This is a genomic window from Curtobacterium sp. CFBP9011 (assembly GCF_034045095.1).
Taxonomy (GTDB): Bacteria; Actinomycetota; Actinomycetes; order Actinomycetales; family Microbacteriaceae; genus Curtobacterium.
The window spans coordinates 137,708-154,067 of the sequence record NZ_JAXCWN010000004.1; the positions used below are offsets into that span (position 1 = coordinate 137,708).

Below are 16,360 nucleotides of genomic sequence, written 5' to 3' on the forward strand. Positions count from 1 at the left end.
GCACCCGGTCGCCGCTATCGTCGACGCATGGCACTGTTCGGACGACGCAAGCCCGACGTGCGCGATCGGCCCGTCAGCCAGGTCGAACTGAAGCGCGCGGTGGACGAGGGGTTCCTCATCGCCAAGGCGGCGGTGACCGTCGCCGTGGCGAACCGGATCATCACCAACGCCCTGCGCGACCAGGGGTACTTCGACCACGCGCTCATCGCCGACGCCGCACGACAGGAACTGCACCGGATGGCCGAGGAGCAGCGCGGCGACGCCGAGCGGATGCGGGAGATCCGGGTCCGGTCGAGCAAGCAGGGCGGGCGCTCGCAGCACCAGCACGACTACCGACGCGGGGACGACCTGAAGCTCCGCACGCGCGAGGCCACGTACGAAGAACTGGCCAAGCGCCTCGACGCCCGCCGCGACGACCAGCACTTCGTCGACGGCATCGTCCTGGCCGCCCGGGCCCGCGCGTGGGACGACATCGGCACCACCGTCGTCGGGCGTCTCGGGTGGGCCCAGCGCCCGGCCGACGACTACGAGGTCGGGCGTGACGAGCGGGTGCAGCAGCTCCTCGACGAGGACTTCGCGACCCTGGTCGCCGAGCACCCGGTCGGCTCCGGCACCCCCGTCGGCGCCGACGAACCGGACGCCGACGGACCGGACGACGGCACCGACCCGGCCGAGGCGGACACCACCACGAGCTGACGCTCGGCCGTCAACGCACGGGACCGCCTCGACCCGTGTCCAGCCGCCACTCCGTAGGCTCGTCCGCATGGTTGATGCGGTGGTCGTCGGAGCCGGACCGAACGGGTTGGCCGCAGCGGTCACCCTCGCTCGGGCCGGTCTCAGTGTCGAGGTCGTCGAACGGAACGACACCATCGGCGGCGGTGCGCGCACCAAGGAACTCACGCTGCCCGGGTACCTGCACGACGTCTGCTCCGCTGTGCACCCGATGGCGCTGCAGTCCGAGTTCTTCCGCGCCTTCGGCATGGAGCGGCGCATCGAACTCCGCCTGCCCGAGGTGCAGTACGGCCACCCGCTCGACGGCGGCCGGGCGGGCATCGCGTACCAGGACCTCGACCGCACCGCCGATGCCCTGGGGGTCGACGGCCGCGCCTACCGGCAGCTGATGGCCCCGCTGGTCGAGCACGCCGACCGCGTCTCCGACTTCGCCACCGACGCCCTGCTGCACGTCCCGCGGCACCCGGTCACGGTCGCCCGCTTCGGTCTCCGCGCGCTCGAGCAGGGCTCCCGCGCCTGGAACCTCCGCTTCCGGGACGACGTCGCCCCGGCCATGATCAGCGGCGTCGCGGCGCACTCGATCCAGCACATGCCCTCGCTCGCCACCGCGGCCGCGGCCCTGTCGCTCGGCGTCTACGCCCACGCCCGCGGCTGGCCGGTGCCGATCGGCGGCAGCCAGGCGATCGTCGACGCGCTCGCCGCCGACCTCGTCGCCCACGGCGGCACGATCGAGACCGGGCGGGAGGTCCACTCCCTCGGCGACCTCACCCCGGCCAAGGCGGTGTTCTTCGACACCAGCGTCCCGTCGATGCTCCGGATCGCCGGCAACCAGCTGCCGGCGCCCAAGCGCGGAGCCCTGCGGCACTTCCGGTTCGGCAACGCCGCCGCCAAGGTCGACTTCGCCCTGTCCGAGCCGGTGCCCTGGACCAACCCCGAGCTGCACCGCGCCGGCACCGTGCACATCGGCGGCACCCGCGCCGAGATCGCCGAGGCCGAGGCGCAGGTCGCCCGCGGGCAGGACCCCGACCGCCCCTACGTGCTGGGCTCCGAGCCGACCGTCGTCGACCCGAGCCGGGCACCCGAGGGCGGGCACGTCTTCTGGGCGTACGCCCACGTCCCCGCTGGCTCGACCGTCGACCACCAGGAGAGCGTCATCCGGCAGATCGAACGGTTCGCCCCCGGCTTCCGCGACACCATCGTCGCGACGAACAGCAGGACCGCCCACGACATGGAGCAGTACAACCCGAACTACTCCGGCGGGGACATCGCCGCCGGTGCCGCGAGCTTCTGGCAGCTGGTCAAGCGGCCCGTGCTCTCGAGCGACCCGTGGCGGATGGGCGGCGGGATGTACCTGGCGTCGCAGTCCGCGGCGCCCGGGCCCGGGGTGCACGGCATGGCCGGGTGGCACGCGGCGAAGAGCGCCCTCCGGCACACGTACGGGCTGCCGGTGGACGTCGACCTGGCACCGAGGAGCTGACATGGCGAAGAACGTCCGGATCATCCACTGCACCCCGGAGGACGTGTTCGACGTCCTCCGCGACGGCTGGCTCTACCCCACGTGGGTCGTCGGTGCGTCGCGGATGCGCGGCGAGGACCCCGGGTGGCCCGCGGTCGGCACCGAGATCCACCACTCGTTCGGCGTCTGGCCGTTCGTCATCAACGACACCACCACCGTCCTGGAGTACGACGAGCCCCGGCGGATGGTGATCCAGGCCCGCGGGTGGCCGGTGGGGGAGGCCCACGTCGAGGTCGAGGTCGAGCCGCACCCCCGCGGCTGCCGGATCACCCTGCGCGAGAACCCGGTGAAGGGTCCGGGCACGCTCGTTCCCGGATTCCTCGCGCAGCCCGGAATCTGGCTCCGGAACCACGAGACCGCGCGGCGGCTCGGCTGGGTCGCCGCGGGGCGCGCGCGCAGCCGCTGAGCTGTCGCGCTCAGCGCGTGACGGCCGCCTGAGTCGGCGGTGTCTCCGTGGTGCCGGTGCGTGGCGGACGGGAGGGTCGGTGCGGCCCCGCCCCGCGCCTCCCGGCCCGAGACGCCCCCGTCTGTGTGAGACGCCGCGTTCTGCGCGGGACGCCGCCGGAAGTGGCGGCGTCTGGCGCACTCGGCGGTGTGTCGTCGTGGTGCCGGTGTGTGGCGGACGGGAGGGTCGGTGCGGCCCCGCCCTGCGCCTCCCGGCCCGAGACGCCCCCGTCTGTGTGAGACGCCGCGTTCTGCGTGAGACGCCGCCGGAAGTGGCGGCGTCTGGCGCACTCGGCGGCGTCTCGTCGTGGTGCCGGTGTGTGGCGGACGGGAGGGTAGGTCGGTGCGGGCCCGTTCCGCGCCTCCCGGCCCGAGACGCCCCCGTCTGTGTGAGACGCCGCGTTCTGCGGGAGACGCCGCGGGGAGTGGCGGCGTCTCGCGCAAGCGGCGGCGTCTCGCCGTGGTGCCGGTGTGTGGCGGACGGGAGGGTCGGTGCGGCCCCGCCCCGCGCCTCCCGGCCCGAGACGCCCCCGTCTGTGTGAGACGCCGCGTTCTGCGGGAGACGCCGCGGGGAGTGGCGGCGTCTGGCGCACTCGGCGGTGTCTCGCCGCCGTGCCGCCCCACCTACTCCTGGCGGGAGAACGCGCTCGCGCGCGCGACCTGGTCCGCCGTCAACGCGACGCCCGTGTACCGCTCGAACTGGCGCGCTGCCTGCAGCGCGATGACCTCGGCACCCGTGATGACGTGCGCACCGGCGTCGCGGCCGGCCCGGACGAGCGGGGTCTCGGACGGGAACGCGACGACGTCGAAGACGGTGCCTGCCGCGGTGATGCGGTCCGGGGCGAAGGACAGCGCGTCCTCCTGGTCGCCGCGCATGCCGAGCGGGGTGACGTTGACCAGGACGTCGGCGTCGCCGGCCTGCTCCTCGGCGCCCACCCACGCGTACCCGTACTGGTCCGCCAGGGCGCTGCCGGTCGCCTCGTTGCGGGCGACGACGGTGAGGTGCGCGAACCCGGCCCCACGGAACGCCGCCGTGACCGCCTTCGCCATGCCGCCCGAGCCCCGGAGCAGCACCCGGGCGTCGCGGTCGACCCCGTGCGAGTCGAGCAGGGCGGCGACGGCCTCGTAGTCGGTGTTCGACGCGGTCAGGACCCCGGCGTCGTTGACGATCGTGTTGACGGAGCGGATCGCGGCGGCGGACTCCTCGAGCTCGTCGACGAGTGCGATCACGTCCTCCTTGAACGGCATCGACACCGAGCAGCCGCGGATGCCGAGCGCGCGGATGCCGGCGACGGCCCCGGGCAGGTCCGTCGTGGTGAACGCCTTGTAGACGTAGTCCAGCCCGAGCTCGTCGTAGAGGAAGTTGTGGAACCGGGTGCCGATGTTGCTCGGACGGGCGGCCAGCGAGATGCACAGCTGCATGTCCTTGTGGAGGATGGGCATGTCGTCAGTCTCCCACGAGCGGTGCGATGGAGCGGTCCATACCGCCGCTGTCAGCGTGGAGTGCGACGACCGCGGCCGGCCTGGCGTACCGTCTGCGGGGATGACTGCTCTCCCTGACACCATGCGCGCCGTCCGCTTCGAGGAGTGGGGCGACCGTTCCGTCCTGCACGTCGCCGAGGTCCCCGTTCCCGAGGTCGAGCCCGGCCGCGTGCTCGTGAAGGTCCGCGCCGCCGGCATCAACCCCGGCGAGTCCGCCATCCGCCAGGGTGTCGTCGACGACCACGACCCCGAGAAGCTGCCCTCCGGCCAGGGCACCGACCTCGCCGGCACGGTCGCCGCGATCGGCCTCGACGTCGACGGGTTCGAGGAGGGCGACGAGGTCCTCGGCTGGTCGTGGGAGCGCTCGAGCCAGGCGGAGTACGTCTCCGTCCCCGCCGGCCAGCTCGTCCCGAAGCCCCGCCTGCTGTCGTGGGAGGCCGCCGGTGGCCTGGACGTCGCCGCGACGACCGCCGCAGCCGCCGTCCGCGCCGTCGACCCGCGGGCCGGCGAGACCGTCGTCGTCTCCGGTGCCGCCGGTGGTGTCGGTTCCTTCGTCACCCAGCTGCTGACGAACGAGGGCATCGACGTCATCGCGATCGCCTCCGAGTCCAACCACGAGTGGCTGCAGTCCAAGAACGCCCGCCCGGTCGCGTACGGCGACGGGCTGGAGGACCGCATCCGCGAGCTCGCCACGAACGGCATCGACGCCGTCATCGACACTTTCGGCGCCGAGTACGTGCACCTCGGCATCACGCTCGGCGTCCCGGCCGACCGCATCGAGACCGTCATCGCGTTCGAGGCCGCGGCCGAGGTCGGCGCGATGGCGTCGGGCAGCGCGGACACGGCCGACCCCGAGATCCTGTCGGCGCTGGCGAACATGGTCGCCGACGGCTCCGTCGAGGTCCCGATCGCCGCCACCTTCCCGCTCGACGCGGTGCAGGACGCCTACGCCCAGCTCGAGGAGCGCCACACCCGCGGCAAGATCGTCCTGCTGCCGTAGGACGGCGGGCCGGACCAGCCAGGAGGCCCGACCACCGTCCGGCAGGCTCGTCCCGTCTCGGTGGGGTTGTCCCCACCCCGGAGTGGGGGCCTGGCCGGATGCCGCCACGCAGTCTCGACCCGTAGCGTCGAGGACATGACGAACACACTCCACCGCCCCCGCTCCGGTCGCCTGCTCGCCGGGGTCTGTGCCGGTATCGCCGACCGTTTCGGCTGGTCCCGCACCGCCGTCCGCGTGCTCTGGGTCCTGCTCAGCCTGTTCCCCGGGCCGCTCTGGATCGCCTACGTCGTGCTCTGGATCGTGATGCCGACCCAGGGCGGGCGGCGCTGATCCCGCCCGCTCCCGCGGGTCCGTCCGGCGACGCGGACGGGACGGGAACGACGAACAGGGTCCGGACGCATCGCATCCGGACCCTGTTCGTCGTCCAGGCACTCAGCGGCGGCTGCGGCCACCGGCGAAGCGCGTGTAGAGGAGCAGCACGATGATCGCGCCGATGATGGAGCCGATGATGCCGGCCGGCTGGAAGAAGCCGTCCATCGGGTCGTGCTGGAAGATCAAGAAGCCGAGGAAGCCACCGACGAACGAGCCGATGATGCCGAGCACGATCGTCATCACGAGGCTGATGTCCTGCTTGCCGGGGACGATGAGACGGGCGAGTGCGCCGGCGATGAGGCCGACGATGATGAGGCTGAGGATGAGACCGAGCATGGGCTGACTCCTTGGTGCGTTCTGCACGACCGGTAGAAGGGCCGAGCGCGTCCGTCACCCGATCGGGCGACGTCGACAACCCTTCCACCCCCAGGGGTGTTCCGTCTCACCCTTTGGGGTGGAAAGGTAGCCCCATGCCGGTCGACGCTCCCACCACTCCGCTCCTCGTGACGCTCGTCGACGACTACGACGTCGTCCTCAAGGGCCTCGCGCACATGTTCGACGCGCACCGCGACCGGATCGTCGTGGCCGAGATCGACGCCAACGCAGAGCTCGACGACTCGATCGACATCGTGCTCTACGACTCGTTCGCGCAGCCGGAGTCCGACCAGGTCGAGATCGCCGCACTCGTCGCGAACCCACGAGCACGGCACGTCGTCGTCTACACGTGGAACTTCCAACAAGAGCTCGTCGACGCAGCGCTCGCAGAGGGGGTGCACGGGTACCTGTCGAAGACGCTGGGTGCCGCCGACCTGGTGGACGCGCTCGAGCGGATCGCTGCCGGCGAGGTCGTGGTCAGCCGCGCCGGACGTCGCGCCCCGAGCGCCGACGGCCTGGACTGGCCGGGCAAGGGCGTCGGCATCACCGATCGCGAGTCCGAGGTCCTCGCGCTCATCACCCAGGGCAAGAGCAACGCGCAGGTCGCTCAGCTGACCTACCTCAGCCCGAACACGGTCAAGTCACACATCCGTTCCGTCTACCGCAAGATCGGGTCCGACAGCCGCACCCAGGCGGTGCTCTGGGGCGTCGCGAACGGGTTCAGCCCGGACCACCACCGGATCGACCACTGGCTCGGCGGGCCCTGATCCACTGGTGGCAGGCCCGACCAGGCCACTGAGCCTGCCGTCCGGACGGCGTAGGCTCGATGTCGTGCCGGTCTCCGTCTTCGATCTGTTCAGCATCGGTGTGGGGCCGTCGAGTTCCCACACGGTGGGCCCGATGCGCGCCGGCGTCGACTTCGCCGAACGGGTCGCCGACCTGCCGGTCACGAGCATCCGCGTCGACCTCTACGGCTCGCTCGCCTCGACGGGGCACGGACACGGCACACTCGGCGCGGTCGCGATCGGCCTGATGGGTCACCGGCCCGAGGACGTCGACCCCGACGTGATGACGGCGGCGCTCGACGCCCTGGAGTCCACCGGTCGCCTGACCCTGGCGGACGGCCCGACCGTGGCGTTCCGGCTCAGCGACATCGTCCTGCACCCACTGACCATGCTGCCGCGGCACCCGAACGCCATGCGCCTGCGGAGCTTCGACGCGACCGGCACCGAGACCGCCGTCGAGACCTACTACTCGATCGGCGGCGGGTTCATCGCCCGTGACGGTGACGAGGAGCCGGGCGAGGACGTCGCCGGCACCGCGATCCCGGTCGAGACCGACGCGGTGCCCCACCCGTTCTCCAGCGGGGCCGAGCTGTTGGCGGCCTGCTCGACCACGGGCCTCCCGGTCAGCGGCGTCGCCCTCGCCAACGAGACCGCGACCCGCACCGAGGCCGAGGTCCGCGACCGCCTGCTCCGCATCCACGCCGTGATGGAGGACTGCGTCGACCGCAGCGTCCGTCGCACCGGCACGCTGCCGGGCGGCCTCGAGGTCCGACGCCGCGCCGCCGACTGGTTCGAGCAGCTCACCCGCGACGACCCCGGGCACGACCCGCTCTTCGCGATGGAGTGGACGAACCTCACCGCGATGGCGGTCAACGAGGAGAACGCCTCCGGAGGCCGCGTCGTCACCGCCCCGACGAACGGCGCCGCCGGCATCATCCCGGCCGTCCTCTTCTACGCGCTCACCTACGTGCCGACGATCACCCCGGACCGCCGGGACGACGCGATCGTCCGGTTCCTGCTCACCGCAGGCGCCGTCGGCTCGATCTACAAGGAGCGGGCCTCCATCTCCGGCGCCGAGGTCGGCTGCCAGGGTGAGGTCGGCTCGGCCGCCTCGATGGCCGCGGCCGGGCTCGCCGAACTGCTCGGCGGCACCCCGGAGCAGGTCGAGAACGCCGCCGAGATCGCGATGGAGCACAACCTCGGCCTGACGTGCGACCCGATCGGCGGCCTGGTGCAGATCCCGTGCATCGAACGGAACGCGATCGCGGCGAACAAGGCCGTGAACGCCGCCCGGATGGCACTGCGCGGGGACGGCGTGCACCACGTCTCCCTCGACCAGGTCGTCGAGACGATGCGGCAGACCGGCGCCGACATGTCGCACAAGTACAAGGAGACCGCGATGGGCGGTCTCGCGGTGAACGTCCCGCTCTGCTGACGCGGACGACCCCGCACCGAGCTGCGGCCCCGGAACTGGGGCTGCGGCGGGCCGGGAACGCCGGGGTACCGTGCACCGTCCGGCACCCCGGACCGACGGCCAGGGACGGTCGTCGTCCCGGATCCCCGGAAGCGATCGCCGATGCCACGCCGTACCCCGACCCTCCTCGCCGCGACCGCCGTGGCCGTGGCGCTCGCCGTCACCGGCACGGGCCGGCCGGCGCAGGCGCTGCCCGCGGCGACCGCGCCCGTGGCTGCCACGACCACACCGGTCGCCCCCGCGACCGCGGTGCCGGCCGCCGCCGGCGTCCCCGCACCGGCCGACCCCACCGCCGGCGCGACGCCCGGTGACGCCCCGGTCGACCTGACGCTGGTCCTCCGTCCGACGGACCCCGCCGCCCTCGCCGCCCTGCCCACGGCGACCACCGGCGACACCGCCGAGCAGCGCGCGGACGCGGTGGAGGCCGTGGCCCCCGCCGACGACGCCCCGTCGCGCACCCGATCGGTGCTGACCGGCGCCGGCTTCGCCGTGACCGACACCGACACGTGGGAGGTCGAGGCGCACGGCACCGCCGCCCAGGCCGAGGCACTCTTCGGCGTCACCCTGGTCGGCACCGGTGACGGCATGCACCCGACGACCGCGCCGACCGTCCCGCAGTCCTTCGGTGGCGCGGTCGTCTCGGTGCTCGGCCTCGACACCCGTCCGGCCCTGGCGCACGCCGCCGTCCCCGCCGGGTACGCGTCCGCCGACCTCGCCGGTGCGTACCGGTCCACGGGCTCGGCCACGGCGGGTGCCGGCGCGACGATCGCCACCGTGCAGTTCTCCGGGTGGGACCGCAACGACCTCAGCGCGTACGCCGTCGCGAGCGGGCGTCCGCTGCCCGCGCTCGACCAGATCGCGGTCGACGGCGTGGACCCGCACGTCGGCGACGGCTCCCAGGGCGAGACCGAGGTCGCGATCGACCAGCAGGCCCTGCTCGCCGTCGCGCCCGGCGCCCGGCAGCGCGTGTACGTCACCGACAACTCGTTCCAGGGCAGCTACGACGCGTACAGCCGGATCGCGGACGAGGTCCGGAGCGCCGGCATCACCGCCGTCAGCATCTCCTGGGGCAGCTGCGAGACCCGGACCCCGGCGGACGCCCGAGCCGCCCTCGACGCCGCCCTGTCCCGGATCGTCGCCGCCGGCGCGACGGTCTTCGCCGCCACCGGTGACGACGGCGCACGCTGCCCGACCGGCCCGAGGACGACCATCCGCGACGTGTCCTACCCGGCGTCCTCGCCCGCGGTCGTCGGCGTCGGCGGCACCTCGCTCACGAAGACGAAGACCGGGTGGACCGAGGCCGGCTGGTCGAACACCCTCGGTGCCGGTGGTGGCGGGACCTCGAGCGCCTACGCCCGACCCGCGTGGCAGACCGGGACGGGGACCAGCGGCACGAAGCGCCAGCTGCCCGACGTCGCCGCACTCGCCGACCCGGCGAAGGGACTCGGCGTGTACCTGTCGACCGCACACGGGTTCGTGCTCGGCGGCGGCACCAGCCTGGCGTCCCCGGTGCTCGCCGGACAGCTCGCCGTCGCGGTGACCGCCCGCGGGTGCGCCGCCGGCGTCGGTGACGTGCACCAGGCCCTGTACCGGAACCCGGCTGCGTTCCGTGACGTCGTCACCGGCAGCAACGGCACGGCCCGGGCGGCCCGCGGGTGGGACGCGGCGACCGGTCTCGGCTCGCCGAACTGGTCTGCTCTCGGACGGCTGCTCCCGACGGCGGAGGACTGCACGGCCCCGACCACGACGGCCGGGGCGACCGCGACCGCGATCGTCTCGGGGAACCGGACCGTCCCCGGCGGGACCTCGATCCACTCGCCGTCCGGGCAGTACTGGCTCGACCTGCAGGCCGACGGCTCGCTCGTCGAGTGGGGCAACGGCCGCCGTCTCTGGCGTAGCACCGGCTCGGCCGACGGCGCCGTCCTGCGCCTCGATGCGAGCGGGGTGCTCGCGGTGGTCGCACCGTCGGGCACGGTCCTCTGGTCGACGTCGGCCCGCACCGCGTCCGGCGGTGCTCGCCTGACCGTCGACGACACCGGCGACGTCCGGGTCACCGCGCGCGACGGCGCGCTCCTCTGGCACAACGGTGCACCCGGTACGGACCAGCTCGTCCCCGGTGCCACCCTCGTCGCCGGCCAGGCGATCCACGACGCGAGCGGGCTCCGCCGCTTCGCCGTCCGCTCGAACGGGCAACTCGTCGTCACGGTCCGCGGCACCGCCGTGTACCGCAAGGCGGGTGGCGGCGCCGGTGCGTCCCTCCTGCTCCTGCCGAACGGGGACCTCCTGCTCGCCGGGCCCCTCGGCGACCGACGCTGGTCGACCGGTACGGGCGGGAAGGGCGGCACGGGGGTGACCCTGCGCATGGGGTCGGACGGCAACGTCGTGCTCCGGAAGGGCCGCTCCGCGCTCTGGGCGAGCCACACCCGAGGCTGAGCCGGTCGGCTACCCGGCTACCCGGCTACCCGGCGAGCAGCGTCAGCAGCCGGGCGGTCTCGACCGCGACCGCATCACGTCCCGCCGACACGTACCGGCGCGGGTCGACCAGGTCCGGTCGCTCGTCGAGCACGTCCCGCAGCGCTCGGGTGAACAGCCCGTTGAGGTGCGTCGAGATGTTGATCTTCGTCATGCCGGCGCGGACCGCGCCCCGCAGCTCCTCGTCGGACAGCCCGGAGGATCCGTGCAGCACCAGGGGCACCGGCACGGAGGCCCGCAGCCGTTCCACGAGGTCGCGATCGACCGACGCCTCCCGCGTCTGCATCGCGTGCGACGTCCCGACGGCGACCGCCAGGGCGTCGACCCCGGTCGCGGCGACGAACGCCGCGGCGTCGGACGGGTCGGTACGGACCCCGGGGGCGTGCACGCCGTCCTTGCCGCCGACCTCGCCGAGCTCGGCCTCGATCGCGATGCCCGCTGCGTGGCAGCGGTCGGCGAGCTCCCGCGTCGCGGTGACGTTGGCGTCGTAGTCCAGGTGCGAGCCGTCGTACATGATCGAGTCGACACCGAGGTCGATGCCCGCGTGCACGAGTGCGGTGTCCTCGATGTGGTCCAGGTGCACGAGGACCTCGACGTCGGCAGCCCGGGCCACGGCCTGGGTCGCGGTGACGATCGGCGTCAGGCCACCGTGGTAGTGGATGCAGTTCTCGCTGACCTGCAGCACCACGGGCAGCCCGGCCCGCTCGGCGCCGGCGACGATCGCCTCGGCGTGCTCGAGCAGGACGACGTTGAACGCGCCGACACCCCGGCGGGCGGTGCGTGCGGAGTCGAGGAGGCCGGTGAGGGCGAGGGCGGTGGTCATGTGGGGCTCCCGGTTCGGTCGAGCAGGGTGGTGAAGCGGTCGACGGCGGCCAGGTCGACCTCGCCCGCGACGGGACGGAGGACCGCTGCGGCGCCGTACGCGGCAGCGGTGACCAGGGCGTGGCGGAGAGCGGCTGGGGCGAGGGCTGCGGTCGGACGGCTGCCCGGTCCGGTCAGCGCGAGGACGAGCCCGGCGGTGGCAGCGTCCCCGGCTCCCGTGGGGTTGCCGTGTACGTCGGGCACCGCGGGGACGGTCACGACGGCGTCGCGGGTGTGCGCGGTGATGCCCGACGAGCCGGCGGAGACGACGACGACCCCGGCGCCGCGCGCGAGCAGGTCGAGCGCACCCGAGCGTTCGTCCGGCGCTCCCGTGGCGTCGAGGAGTTCCTCGCGGTTGGGCTTGCAGACCGTGGCGCCCGCCGCGGCGGCTTCGAGGAGCGCCGGACCCGACAGGTCGGCGACGACGAGCAGCCCGGCGTCGACCGCGCTGCGGATCCAGGGCGAGACCACGCCGGGGTCGGTGCCGCGGGGCAGTGACCCCGAGACGACGAGCGCGGTCGCGTCCCGCTGGGCCGTGCGGACGGCAGCGGTCACGGTCGCCCACTCTTCCGCCGAGACGACGGGCCCCGGCTCGCCGTACATGGTCGGGTGCGCGTGGTCGTCGACGACGGTGACGGTGGTCCTCGTGTCACCGCCGACCGGCACGGCCGTGGTCGTCAGGCCGTCCTGCTGGAGCGCCGTAGCGACCCAGGTCCCGGACGTCCCGCCGAGCGGCAGGACCGAGGTCGTCACCGTTCCCGCGGCGGCGAGCACCCGGGCGACGTTGACGCCCTTCCCGCCCGGGCGACGGACGACCTCGAGGACACGCTGGGTGACCCCGACGGTCTGCTCGGCGACGCGGTAGGTGACGTCGACGGCGGGGTTCGGGGTGACGACGACGATCACGCGGGGACCTCCAGGACGGTGGGGCGGCCCTCCGGGTCGAGGACGACGAGGTCGGCGGCGGACCCGACCGACAGGGGTGGGCGCAGGCCGAGCAGGGCCGCAGCGTGCACGGACGAGGCGGCCACCGCCTCCCGGACGGCACCGGGGTCCGCGCTGGCCGGACGGGCCTCGCCAGCGCTGGTGGCGGAGGGACCGGCGGCGAGGACCCGGGCGACGGCGTCGCCGACCGTGATCGTGCTGCCGGCGAGCGAGGACCCGTCGGCGAGCATCGCGACCCCGCCCTCGACCACGACGTCGGAGCCGGCGATCCGGTACGCCCCGTCGGCGCAGCCGGTGGCGGCCATCGCGTCCGAGACGAACACCAGGCGGTTGCCAGCGGCACGGCGGACCAGGCCGACGGCGACCGGGTCCAGGTGGTGGCCGTCGACGATGCACTCCACGGTCAGTCGCTCGTCGGTCAGGGCGACCCCGACTGGACCGGGCTCGCGGTGGTGCAGCGGCGGCATCCCGTTGAAGAGGTGGGTGACCAGGGTCGCTCCGGCGTCGACCGCGCGCTGCACCTGCTCGGTGTCGGCGTCGGTGTGGCCGATCGCCGCGATGACGCCGGCGTCGACGAGTCGGCGGACCGCGTCGACCGCGCCGGGGAGTTCGGGGGCGAGCGTGACGATCCGGAGGGCGGGGCCGCCGGCGTCGACGAGGAGCTCGACCTCGGCGGCGGTCGGCGGGTGCAGCAGGGCGGCGGCGTGCGCGCCTCGACGTGCGGGGGCGAGCCAGGGCCCCTCGAGGTGCAGCCCGGCGAGTGTGCCGTCGGCGACGAGCGGGCGGAGCCGGTGGAGCGCGGCGACGGTGTCCGGCACGGTGCCGGTCGCGATCGAGGCGACCAGGTGGGCCGTCCCGCGGTCGGCGTGGTGGGCGACAGCGGCGCGGGCCTCGTCGACCGAGCACGAGGCGAAGTCGTGGCCGAGTGCGCCGTGTGCGTGGAGGTCGACGAAGCCCGGCGCGACGGTGCCGGGTGCCTCGACCACGGCGTCGTGGTCCGGAGCCGGGCCGGTGCCGACCGCGGCGACCCGGCCGTCGGTGACCGCGATCCAGCCGTCGGTGAGGTCGGCCGCGGCGGTGACGACGCGGGGCGCGCGGACGAGCATCGTCACGCCGACACCACCCTCGGGTGGTCGTGGGCGAGGTCGTGGTTGCGCTCCAGGTCGCGGGCGAGCAGCCCCTGCGCGAGGAGGGCCGCGCCGATCGCACCGGCAGCGTCGCCGTGCCGCGCGCCGACCAGCGTCGGGACGCGGACGCCCACCAGACGGTCGGTCACGGCCACGGCGAGGGGGTCGAGCAGGAGCGGGCCGGACTGCGCGAGCCCGCCGCCGATGACCAGGGTGTGGCAGCCGGCGGTCGCCGTCAGCCAGGCGAGCGCGTCGGCGAGGACAGCCACGCACTCGTCCCACGCCCGTCGGGCGACGGGGTCGCCGTCGACGACGCGGAGCATCGCGGCGTGGGCGGACGGGGCGCCGCTCCGGCGGGCGACGGCACCGGCCGAGGCGACCTCCTCGACCCGGAGGCCCGCGTGCGGCCCGGTGGGGATCCGCACCTGGCCGATCTCGCCGGCCCAGCCGTCACCGCTGACGACCCGGCCGTCGACGACCAGGGCGCTGGCGAGCCCGGTGCCGACCGGCACGAACGCGACCGTGCCGTGGTCCAGCCCACCGGACTGCACCTCCGCGAGGGCCCCGGCGCGGACGTCGTGGCCGAAGGCGAGGGGGACGTCGGTGCCCGTCGCCCGGAGTGCCTCGGTGACCCGCTGGCGGACCGGGACGTCCTGCCAGCCGAGGTTCACCGACAGCACCGAACGACCGGCGGCCTCGTCGACCACGCCGGGGACGACCAGGCCGACGGCGTCGAGGGTCGTCCCCTGCTGTCGGGCGACCGAGCGCGCGTGCACCGCGAGCTCGGCCACGACGACGGCGAGGGACTCGGCAGCGGGGTCGTCACGCGGGGTCGGGACGCGCTGCTCGTCGAGCACCTGTCCGTCCGTGCCGGTCAGTCGGGCCTTGATGCCCGTGCCGCCGACGTCGACCCCGAGCACTGCCCCGCGCGCGGCCATCAGGTGAGGATGACCGAACGGGTGAGCGAGCGCGGGTGGTCCGGGTCGAGACCGCGGCGCTCGGCGAGGGCGACGGCGAATCGGTGCACGACGACGAGTCCGGCGAGCGGGTCGAGGTCGTGGTGCACCAGGCGGGCACCGGTGGCGGCGACCTCGTCGGCCAGACCGTCCGGCACAGGGCCGAGCGACCAGACCAGGCGACCGGGCTGTGCGATCGCGATCGGACCGTGACGGTAGTCCATCGCCGGGTACGACTCGGCCCAGAACTGTGCGGCCTCGCGGGTCTTCAGGGCGGCTTCGAACGTCAGGCCCACGGCGGGGCCACGGCCGACGAACGTGACCTGCTCGGCGTCGAGCAGGTCGTCGATCGGCAGCGTCAGCGCGGTCTCGGCCTGGACGGCCAGGGCCTCGACGTCCTCGCCGAGCGAGGCACGGAGCAGTGCGAGTGCGGTGGTGGCGAAGCGGGTCTGCACGACCGAGCGCTCGTCGGCGAACGGCAGCGCGACGACGTCGTCGGCGTCCGCGGCGGCGGGGCTGTCCGGCACGGCCGTGACGAGCACGGTGCGCTGGGTCGGCAGGGCGCGCAGCAGGTCGATGATCTCGGTGGTGGTGCCGGAGCGCGAGATGGTGACGACGCGGTCGTACTGCCGGTCGGCGGGGTACTCGGAGCCGGCGAAGGCGTCGGTCTGCCCGAGGCCGGCGGACTCACGGGCGACGGCGTAGCTCATCGCGATGAACCAGCTCGTGCCGCAGCCGATGACGGCGACGCGCTCGCCGGGCTGGGGCAGGACGTCGGTGAACGAGGGCAGCAGTGCCGCCGCGGAGCGCCAGGAGGCCGGCTGCGATGCCAGCTCGTCGCCCACGAAGGTGTCGGACATGGTGTCCTTCCGGTCGGACCGATCCTTGGTGATCGGATACCGGCCAGCATGACGATCGATCGTGCTCGATGCAAGTGCAAAACGTCATTTCCGATCATCCACGGGCCGGAGGAGCGCCCGTAGGATGACGCCATGACCCCGCAGCAGAGGCTCAACGCCCTCCTCGAGTTGGTGAGCGACCGCGGCAACGTCTCGATCACCGAGATCGGGGACGAGCTCGGGATCTCCGCCGCCACTGCCCGCCGCGACCTCGCCACCCTCGCCGACCAGCGGCTGGTCACCCGGACCCACGGCGGTGCGGCTGCCCTCGGCGCCGGCTACGAGCTGCCGCTGCAGTACAAGATCGCGCGGCAGGCCGAAGCGAAGACCGCGATCGCCCGCGCGACCGCCGCACTCGTGGCCCCCGGGGACACCGTCGGCCTCAATGGTGGGACGACCACGACCGAGGTGGCGCGGGAGCTCGGCAAGAGCGAGCGGTTCATCCGCGCGGACGGCGAGTACGGCATCACGATCGTCACGAACGCGCTGAACATCGGGTACGAGCTGTCGGTCCGGGCGAACGTGAAGATCGTCGTCACGGGCGGAGTCGCACGCCGGCAGTCGTACGAGTTGATCGGGCCACTGGTCCGGGACACGCTCGACGAGTTCGCCCTGGACGTCGTCGTGCTCGGCGTCGACGGGCTGACCGGGCAGTACGGGGCCACGACGATGCACGAGGGCGAGGCCGAGGTCAGTCGACACTTCGCCTCGGTCGGGCGTCGGGTGATCGTGGTCGCCGACTCGACGAAGATCGAGCGTTCCACCTTCGCCCGGATCTGCCCGCTCGACCGCATCGACGTGCTCGTCACGGACCGGGACGTCCCGGCACGGTTCGTCGCGGACCTGGCCGCCGCCGGCGTGGAGCTCGTCGTCGCCGACTGACCGCCGGCCCGCACGTCACACGGGGCGGCCCGTACGGG

Annotated in this window: 16 protein-coding genes; 9 read left to right on the top strand and 7 right to left on the bottom strand. The window is 73.9% G+C overall.

Going from position 1 to position 16,360, the window contains the following annotated elements; all coding sequences use genetic code 11:
* Positions 1 to 27 precede the first annotated feature (27 nt).
* From SOM35_RS10300 to SOM35_RS10310, 3 genes are all read left to right on the top strand, one after another.
* The gene (locus SOM35_RS10300; protein WP_253465480.1) at positions 28 to 696 is read left to right on the top strand and encodes a hypothetical protein; all 669 of its coding nucleotides are present in this window, start codon (positions 28 to 30) and stop codon (positions 694 to 696) included.
* Positions 697 to 763: 67 nt separating this feature from the next.
* On the top strand, positions 764 to 2,209 hold the full coding sequence (locus SOM35_RS10305) for a phytoene desaturase family protein (RefSeq protein ID WP_111074050.1): 1,446 nt from the start codon (positions 764 to 766) through the stop codon (positions 2,207 to 2,209).
* Position 2,210: 1 nt separating this feature from the next.
* Complete coding sequence (locus SOM35_RS10310; RefSeq protein ID WP_320515327.1) at positions 2,211 to 2,654, top strand: SRPBCC family protein; 444 nt, start codon at positions 2,211 to 2,213, stop codon at positions 2,652 to 2,654.
* Positions 2,655 to 3,316: 662 nt separating this feature from the next.
* On the opposite strand, the gene SOM35_RS10315 is transcribed toward SOM35_RS10310, so the two are convergent.
* Positions 3,317 to 4,135, bottom strand: coding sequence for a shikimate 5-dehydrogenase (locus tag SOM35_RS10315; RefSeq protein WP_253465471.1), 819 nt, complete (start codon positions 4,133 to 4,135; stop codon positions 3,317 to 3,319).
* Between the two features lie 100 nt (positions 4,136 to 4,235).
* Here SOM35_RS10315 and SOM35_RS10320 point away from each other — a divergent pair, with 100 nt between their 5' ends.
* Both SOM35_RS10320 and SOM35_RS10325 read left to right on the top strand, forming a co-directional pair.
* Entirely contained in the window at positions 4,236 to 5,174 is a 939-nt protein-coding gene (locus SOM35_RS10320) for an NADP-dependent oxidoreductase (RefSeq protein WP_320515328.1), read from the top strand.
* 135 nt (positions 5,175 to 5,309) lie between these two features.
* Complete coding sequence (locus SOM35_RS10325; protein WP_111074046.1) at positions 5,310 to 5,504, top strand: PspC domain-containing protein; 195 nt, start codon at positions 5,310 to 5,312, stop codon at positions 5,502 to 5,504.
* 102 nt (positions 5,505 to 5,606) lie between these two features.
* Here the strand turns inward: SOM35_RS10325 and SOM35_RS10330 are convergent, their stop codons facing one another.
* A complete protein-coding gene (locus SOM35_RS10330) occupies positions 5,607 to 5,882 on the bottom strand; it encodes a GlsB/YeaQ/YmgE family stress response membrane protein (protein ID WP_204606634.1) in 276 nt (91 codons plus the stop codon).
* Positions 5,883 to 6,016: 134 nt separating this feature from the next.
* On the opposite strand from SOM35_RS10330, the gene SOM35_RS10335 reads away from it, so the two are divergent.
* The 3 genes from SOM35_RS10335 (at position 6,017) to SOM35_RS10345 (ending at position 10,613) form a co-directional block, all read left to right on the top strand.
* Positions 6,017 to 6,688 (top strand): response regulator transcription factor, encoded by a 672-nt coding sequence (locus tag SOM35_RS10335; RefSeq protein WP_320515329.1) that lies wholly within the window; start codon positions 6,017 to 6,019, stop codon positions 6,686 to 6,688.
* Positions 6,689 to 6,752: 64 nt separating this feature from the next.
* On the top strand, positions 6,753 to 8,141 hold the full coding sequence (locus SOM35_RS10340) for an L-serine ammonia-lyase (protein WP_320515330.1): 1,389 nt from the start codon (positions 6,753 to 6,755) through the stop codon (positions 8,139 to 8,141).
* Between the two features lie 141 nt (positions 8,142 to 8,282).
* Positions 8,283 to 10,613 (top strand): S8 family serine peptidase, encoded by a 2,331-nt coding sequence (locus SOM35_RS10345; protein ID WP_320515331.1) that lies wholly within the window; start codon positions 8,283 to 8,285, stop codon positions 10,611 to 10,613.
* 25 nt (positions 10,614 to 10,638) lie between these two features.
* Here SOM35_RS10345 and SOM35_RS10350 read toward each other — a convergent pair whose 3' ends face one another.
* Genes SOM35_RS10350 through SOM35_RS10370 form a run of 5 tightly spaced genes read right to left on the bottom strand, consistent with a single transcriptional unit; the run spans position 10,639 to position 15,401 of the window.
* Entirely contained in the window at positions 10,639 to 11,475 is an 837-nt protein-coding gene (locus tag SOM35_RS10350) for a class II fructose-bisphosphate aldolase (RefSeq protein WP_320515332.1), read from the bottom strand.
* Positions 11,472 to 12,419 (bottom strand): 1-phosphofructokinase family hexose kinase, encoded by a 948-nt coding sequence (locus tag SOM35_RS10355; RefSeq protein WP_320515333.1) that lies wholly within the window; start codon positions 12,417 to 12,419, stop codon positions 11,472 to 11,474. Before SOM35_RS10355 ends, SOM35_RS10350 begins: the two co-directional genes overlap by 4 nt.
* Positions 12,416 to 13,564, bottom strand: a complete 1,149-nt coding sequence (locus tag SOM35_RS10360) for an N-acetylglucosamine-6-phosphate deacetylase (protein ID WP_320515464.1) — start codon at positions 13,562 to 13,564, stop codon at positions 12,416 to 12,418. The genes SOM35_RS10355 and SOM35_RS10360 overlap by 4 nt, the downstream gene beginning before the upstream one ends.
* 2 nt (positions 13,565 to 13,566) lie before the next feature.
* Entirely contained in the window at positions 13,567 to 14,523 is a 957-nt protein-coding gene (locus tag SOM35_RS10365; RefSeq protein ID WP_320515334.1) for an ROK family protein, read from the bottom strand.
* The gene (locus tag SOM35_RS10370; protein WP_111074037.1) at positions 14,523 to 15,401 is read right to left on the bottom strand and encodes an SIS domain-containing protein; all 879 of its coding nucleotides are present in this window, start codon (positions 15,399 to 15,401) and stop codon (positions 14,523 to 14,525) included. Before SOM35_RS10370 ends, SOM35_RS10365 begins: the two co-directional genes overlap by 1 nt.
* Positions 15,402 to 15,533: 132 nt before the next feature.
* Between SOM35_RS10370 and SOM35_RS10375 the strand changes: the two genes are divergently transcribed.
* Positions 15,534 to 16,322: a DeoR/GlpR family DNA-binding transcription regulator gene (locus SOM35_RS10375; RefSeq protein WP_301223261.1), complete on the top strand. Its 789-nt coding sequence runs from the start codon at positions 15,534 to 15,536 to the stop codon at positions 16,320 to 16,322.
* Positions 16,323 to 16,360: the final 38 nt, after the last annotated feature.

Excerpts from the sequence above, each read along its gene's own strand:
- SOM35_RS10300 (WP_253465480.1), top strand. The coding sequence starts at position 28 with ATGGCACTGTTCGGACGACGCAAGCCCGACGTGCGCGATCGGCCCGTC.
- SOM35_RS10305 (WP_111074050.1), top strand. The coding sequence starts at position 764 with ATGGTTGATGCGGTGGTCGTCGGAGCCGGACCGAACGGGTTGGCCGCA.
- SOM35_RS10310 (WP_320515327.1), top strand. The coding sequence starts at position 2,211 with ATGGCGAAGAACGTCCGGATCATCCACTGCACCCCGGAGGACGTGTTC.
- SOM35_RS10315 (WP_253465471.1), bottom strand. The coding sequence starts at position 4,135 with ATGCCCATCCTCCACAAGGACATGCAGCTGTGCATCTCGCTGGCCGCC.
- SOM35_RS10320 (WP_320515328.1), top strand. The coding sequence starts at position 4,236 with ATGACTGCTCTCCCTGACACCATGCGCGCCGTCCGCTTCGAGGAGTGG.
- SOM35_RS10325 (WP_111074046.1), top strand. The coding sequence starts at position 5,310 with ATGACGAACACACTCCACCGCCCCCGCTCCGGTCGCCTGCTCGCCGGG.
- SOM35_RS10330 (WP_204606634.1), bottom strand. The coding sequence starts at position 5,882 with ATGCTCGGTCTCATCCTCAGCCTCATCATCGTCGGCCTCATCGCCGGC.
- SOM35_RS10335 (WP_320515329.1), top strand. The coding sequence starts at position 6,017 with ATGCCGGTCGACGCTCCCACCACTCCGCTCCTCGTGACGCTCGTCGAC.
- SOM35_RS10345 (WP_320515331.1), top strand. The coding sequence starts at position 8,283 with ATGCCACGCCGTACCCCGACCCTCCTCGCCGCGACCGCCGTGGCCGTG.
- SOM35_RS10350 (WP_320515332.1), bottom strand. The coding sequence starts at position 11,475 with ATGACCACCGCCCTCGCCCTCACCGGCCTCCTCGACTCCGCACGCACC.
- SOM35_RS10360 (WP_320515464.1), bottom strand. The coding sequence starts at position 13,564 with ATGCTCGTCCGCGCGCCCCGCGTCGTCACCGCCGCGGCCGACCTCACC.
- SOM35_RS10365 (WP_320515334.1), bottom strand. The coding sequence starts at position 14,523 with ATGGCCGCGCGCGGGGCAGTGCTCGGGGTCGACGTCGGCGGCACGGGC.
- SOM35_RS10370 (WP_111074037.1), bottom strand. The coding sequence starts at position 15,401 with ATGTCCGACACCTTCGTGGGCGACGAGCTGGCATCGCAGCCGGCCTCC.
- SOM35_RS10375 (WP_301223261.1), top strand. The coding sequence starts at position 15,534 with ATGACCCCGCAGCAGAGGCTCAACGCCCTCCTCGAGTTGGTGAGCGAC.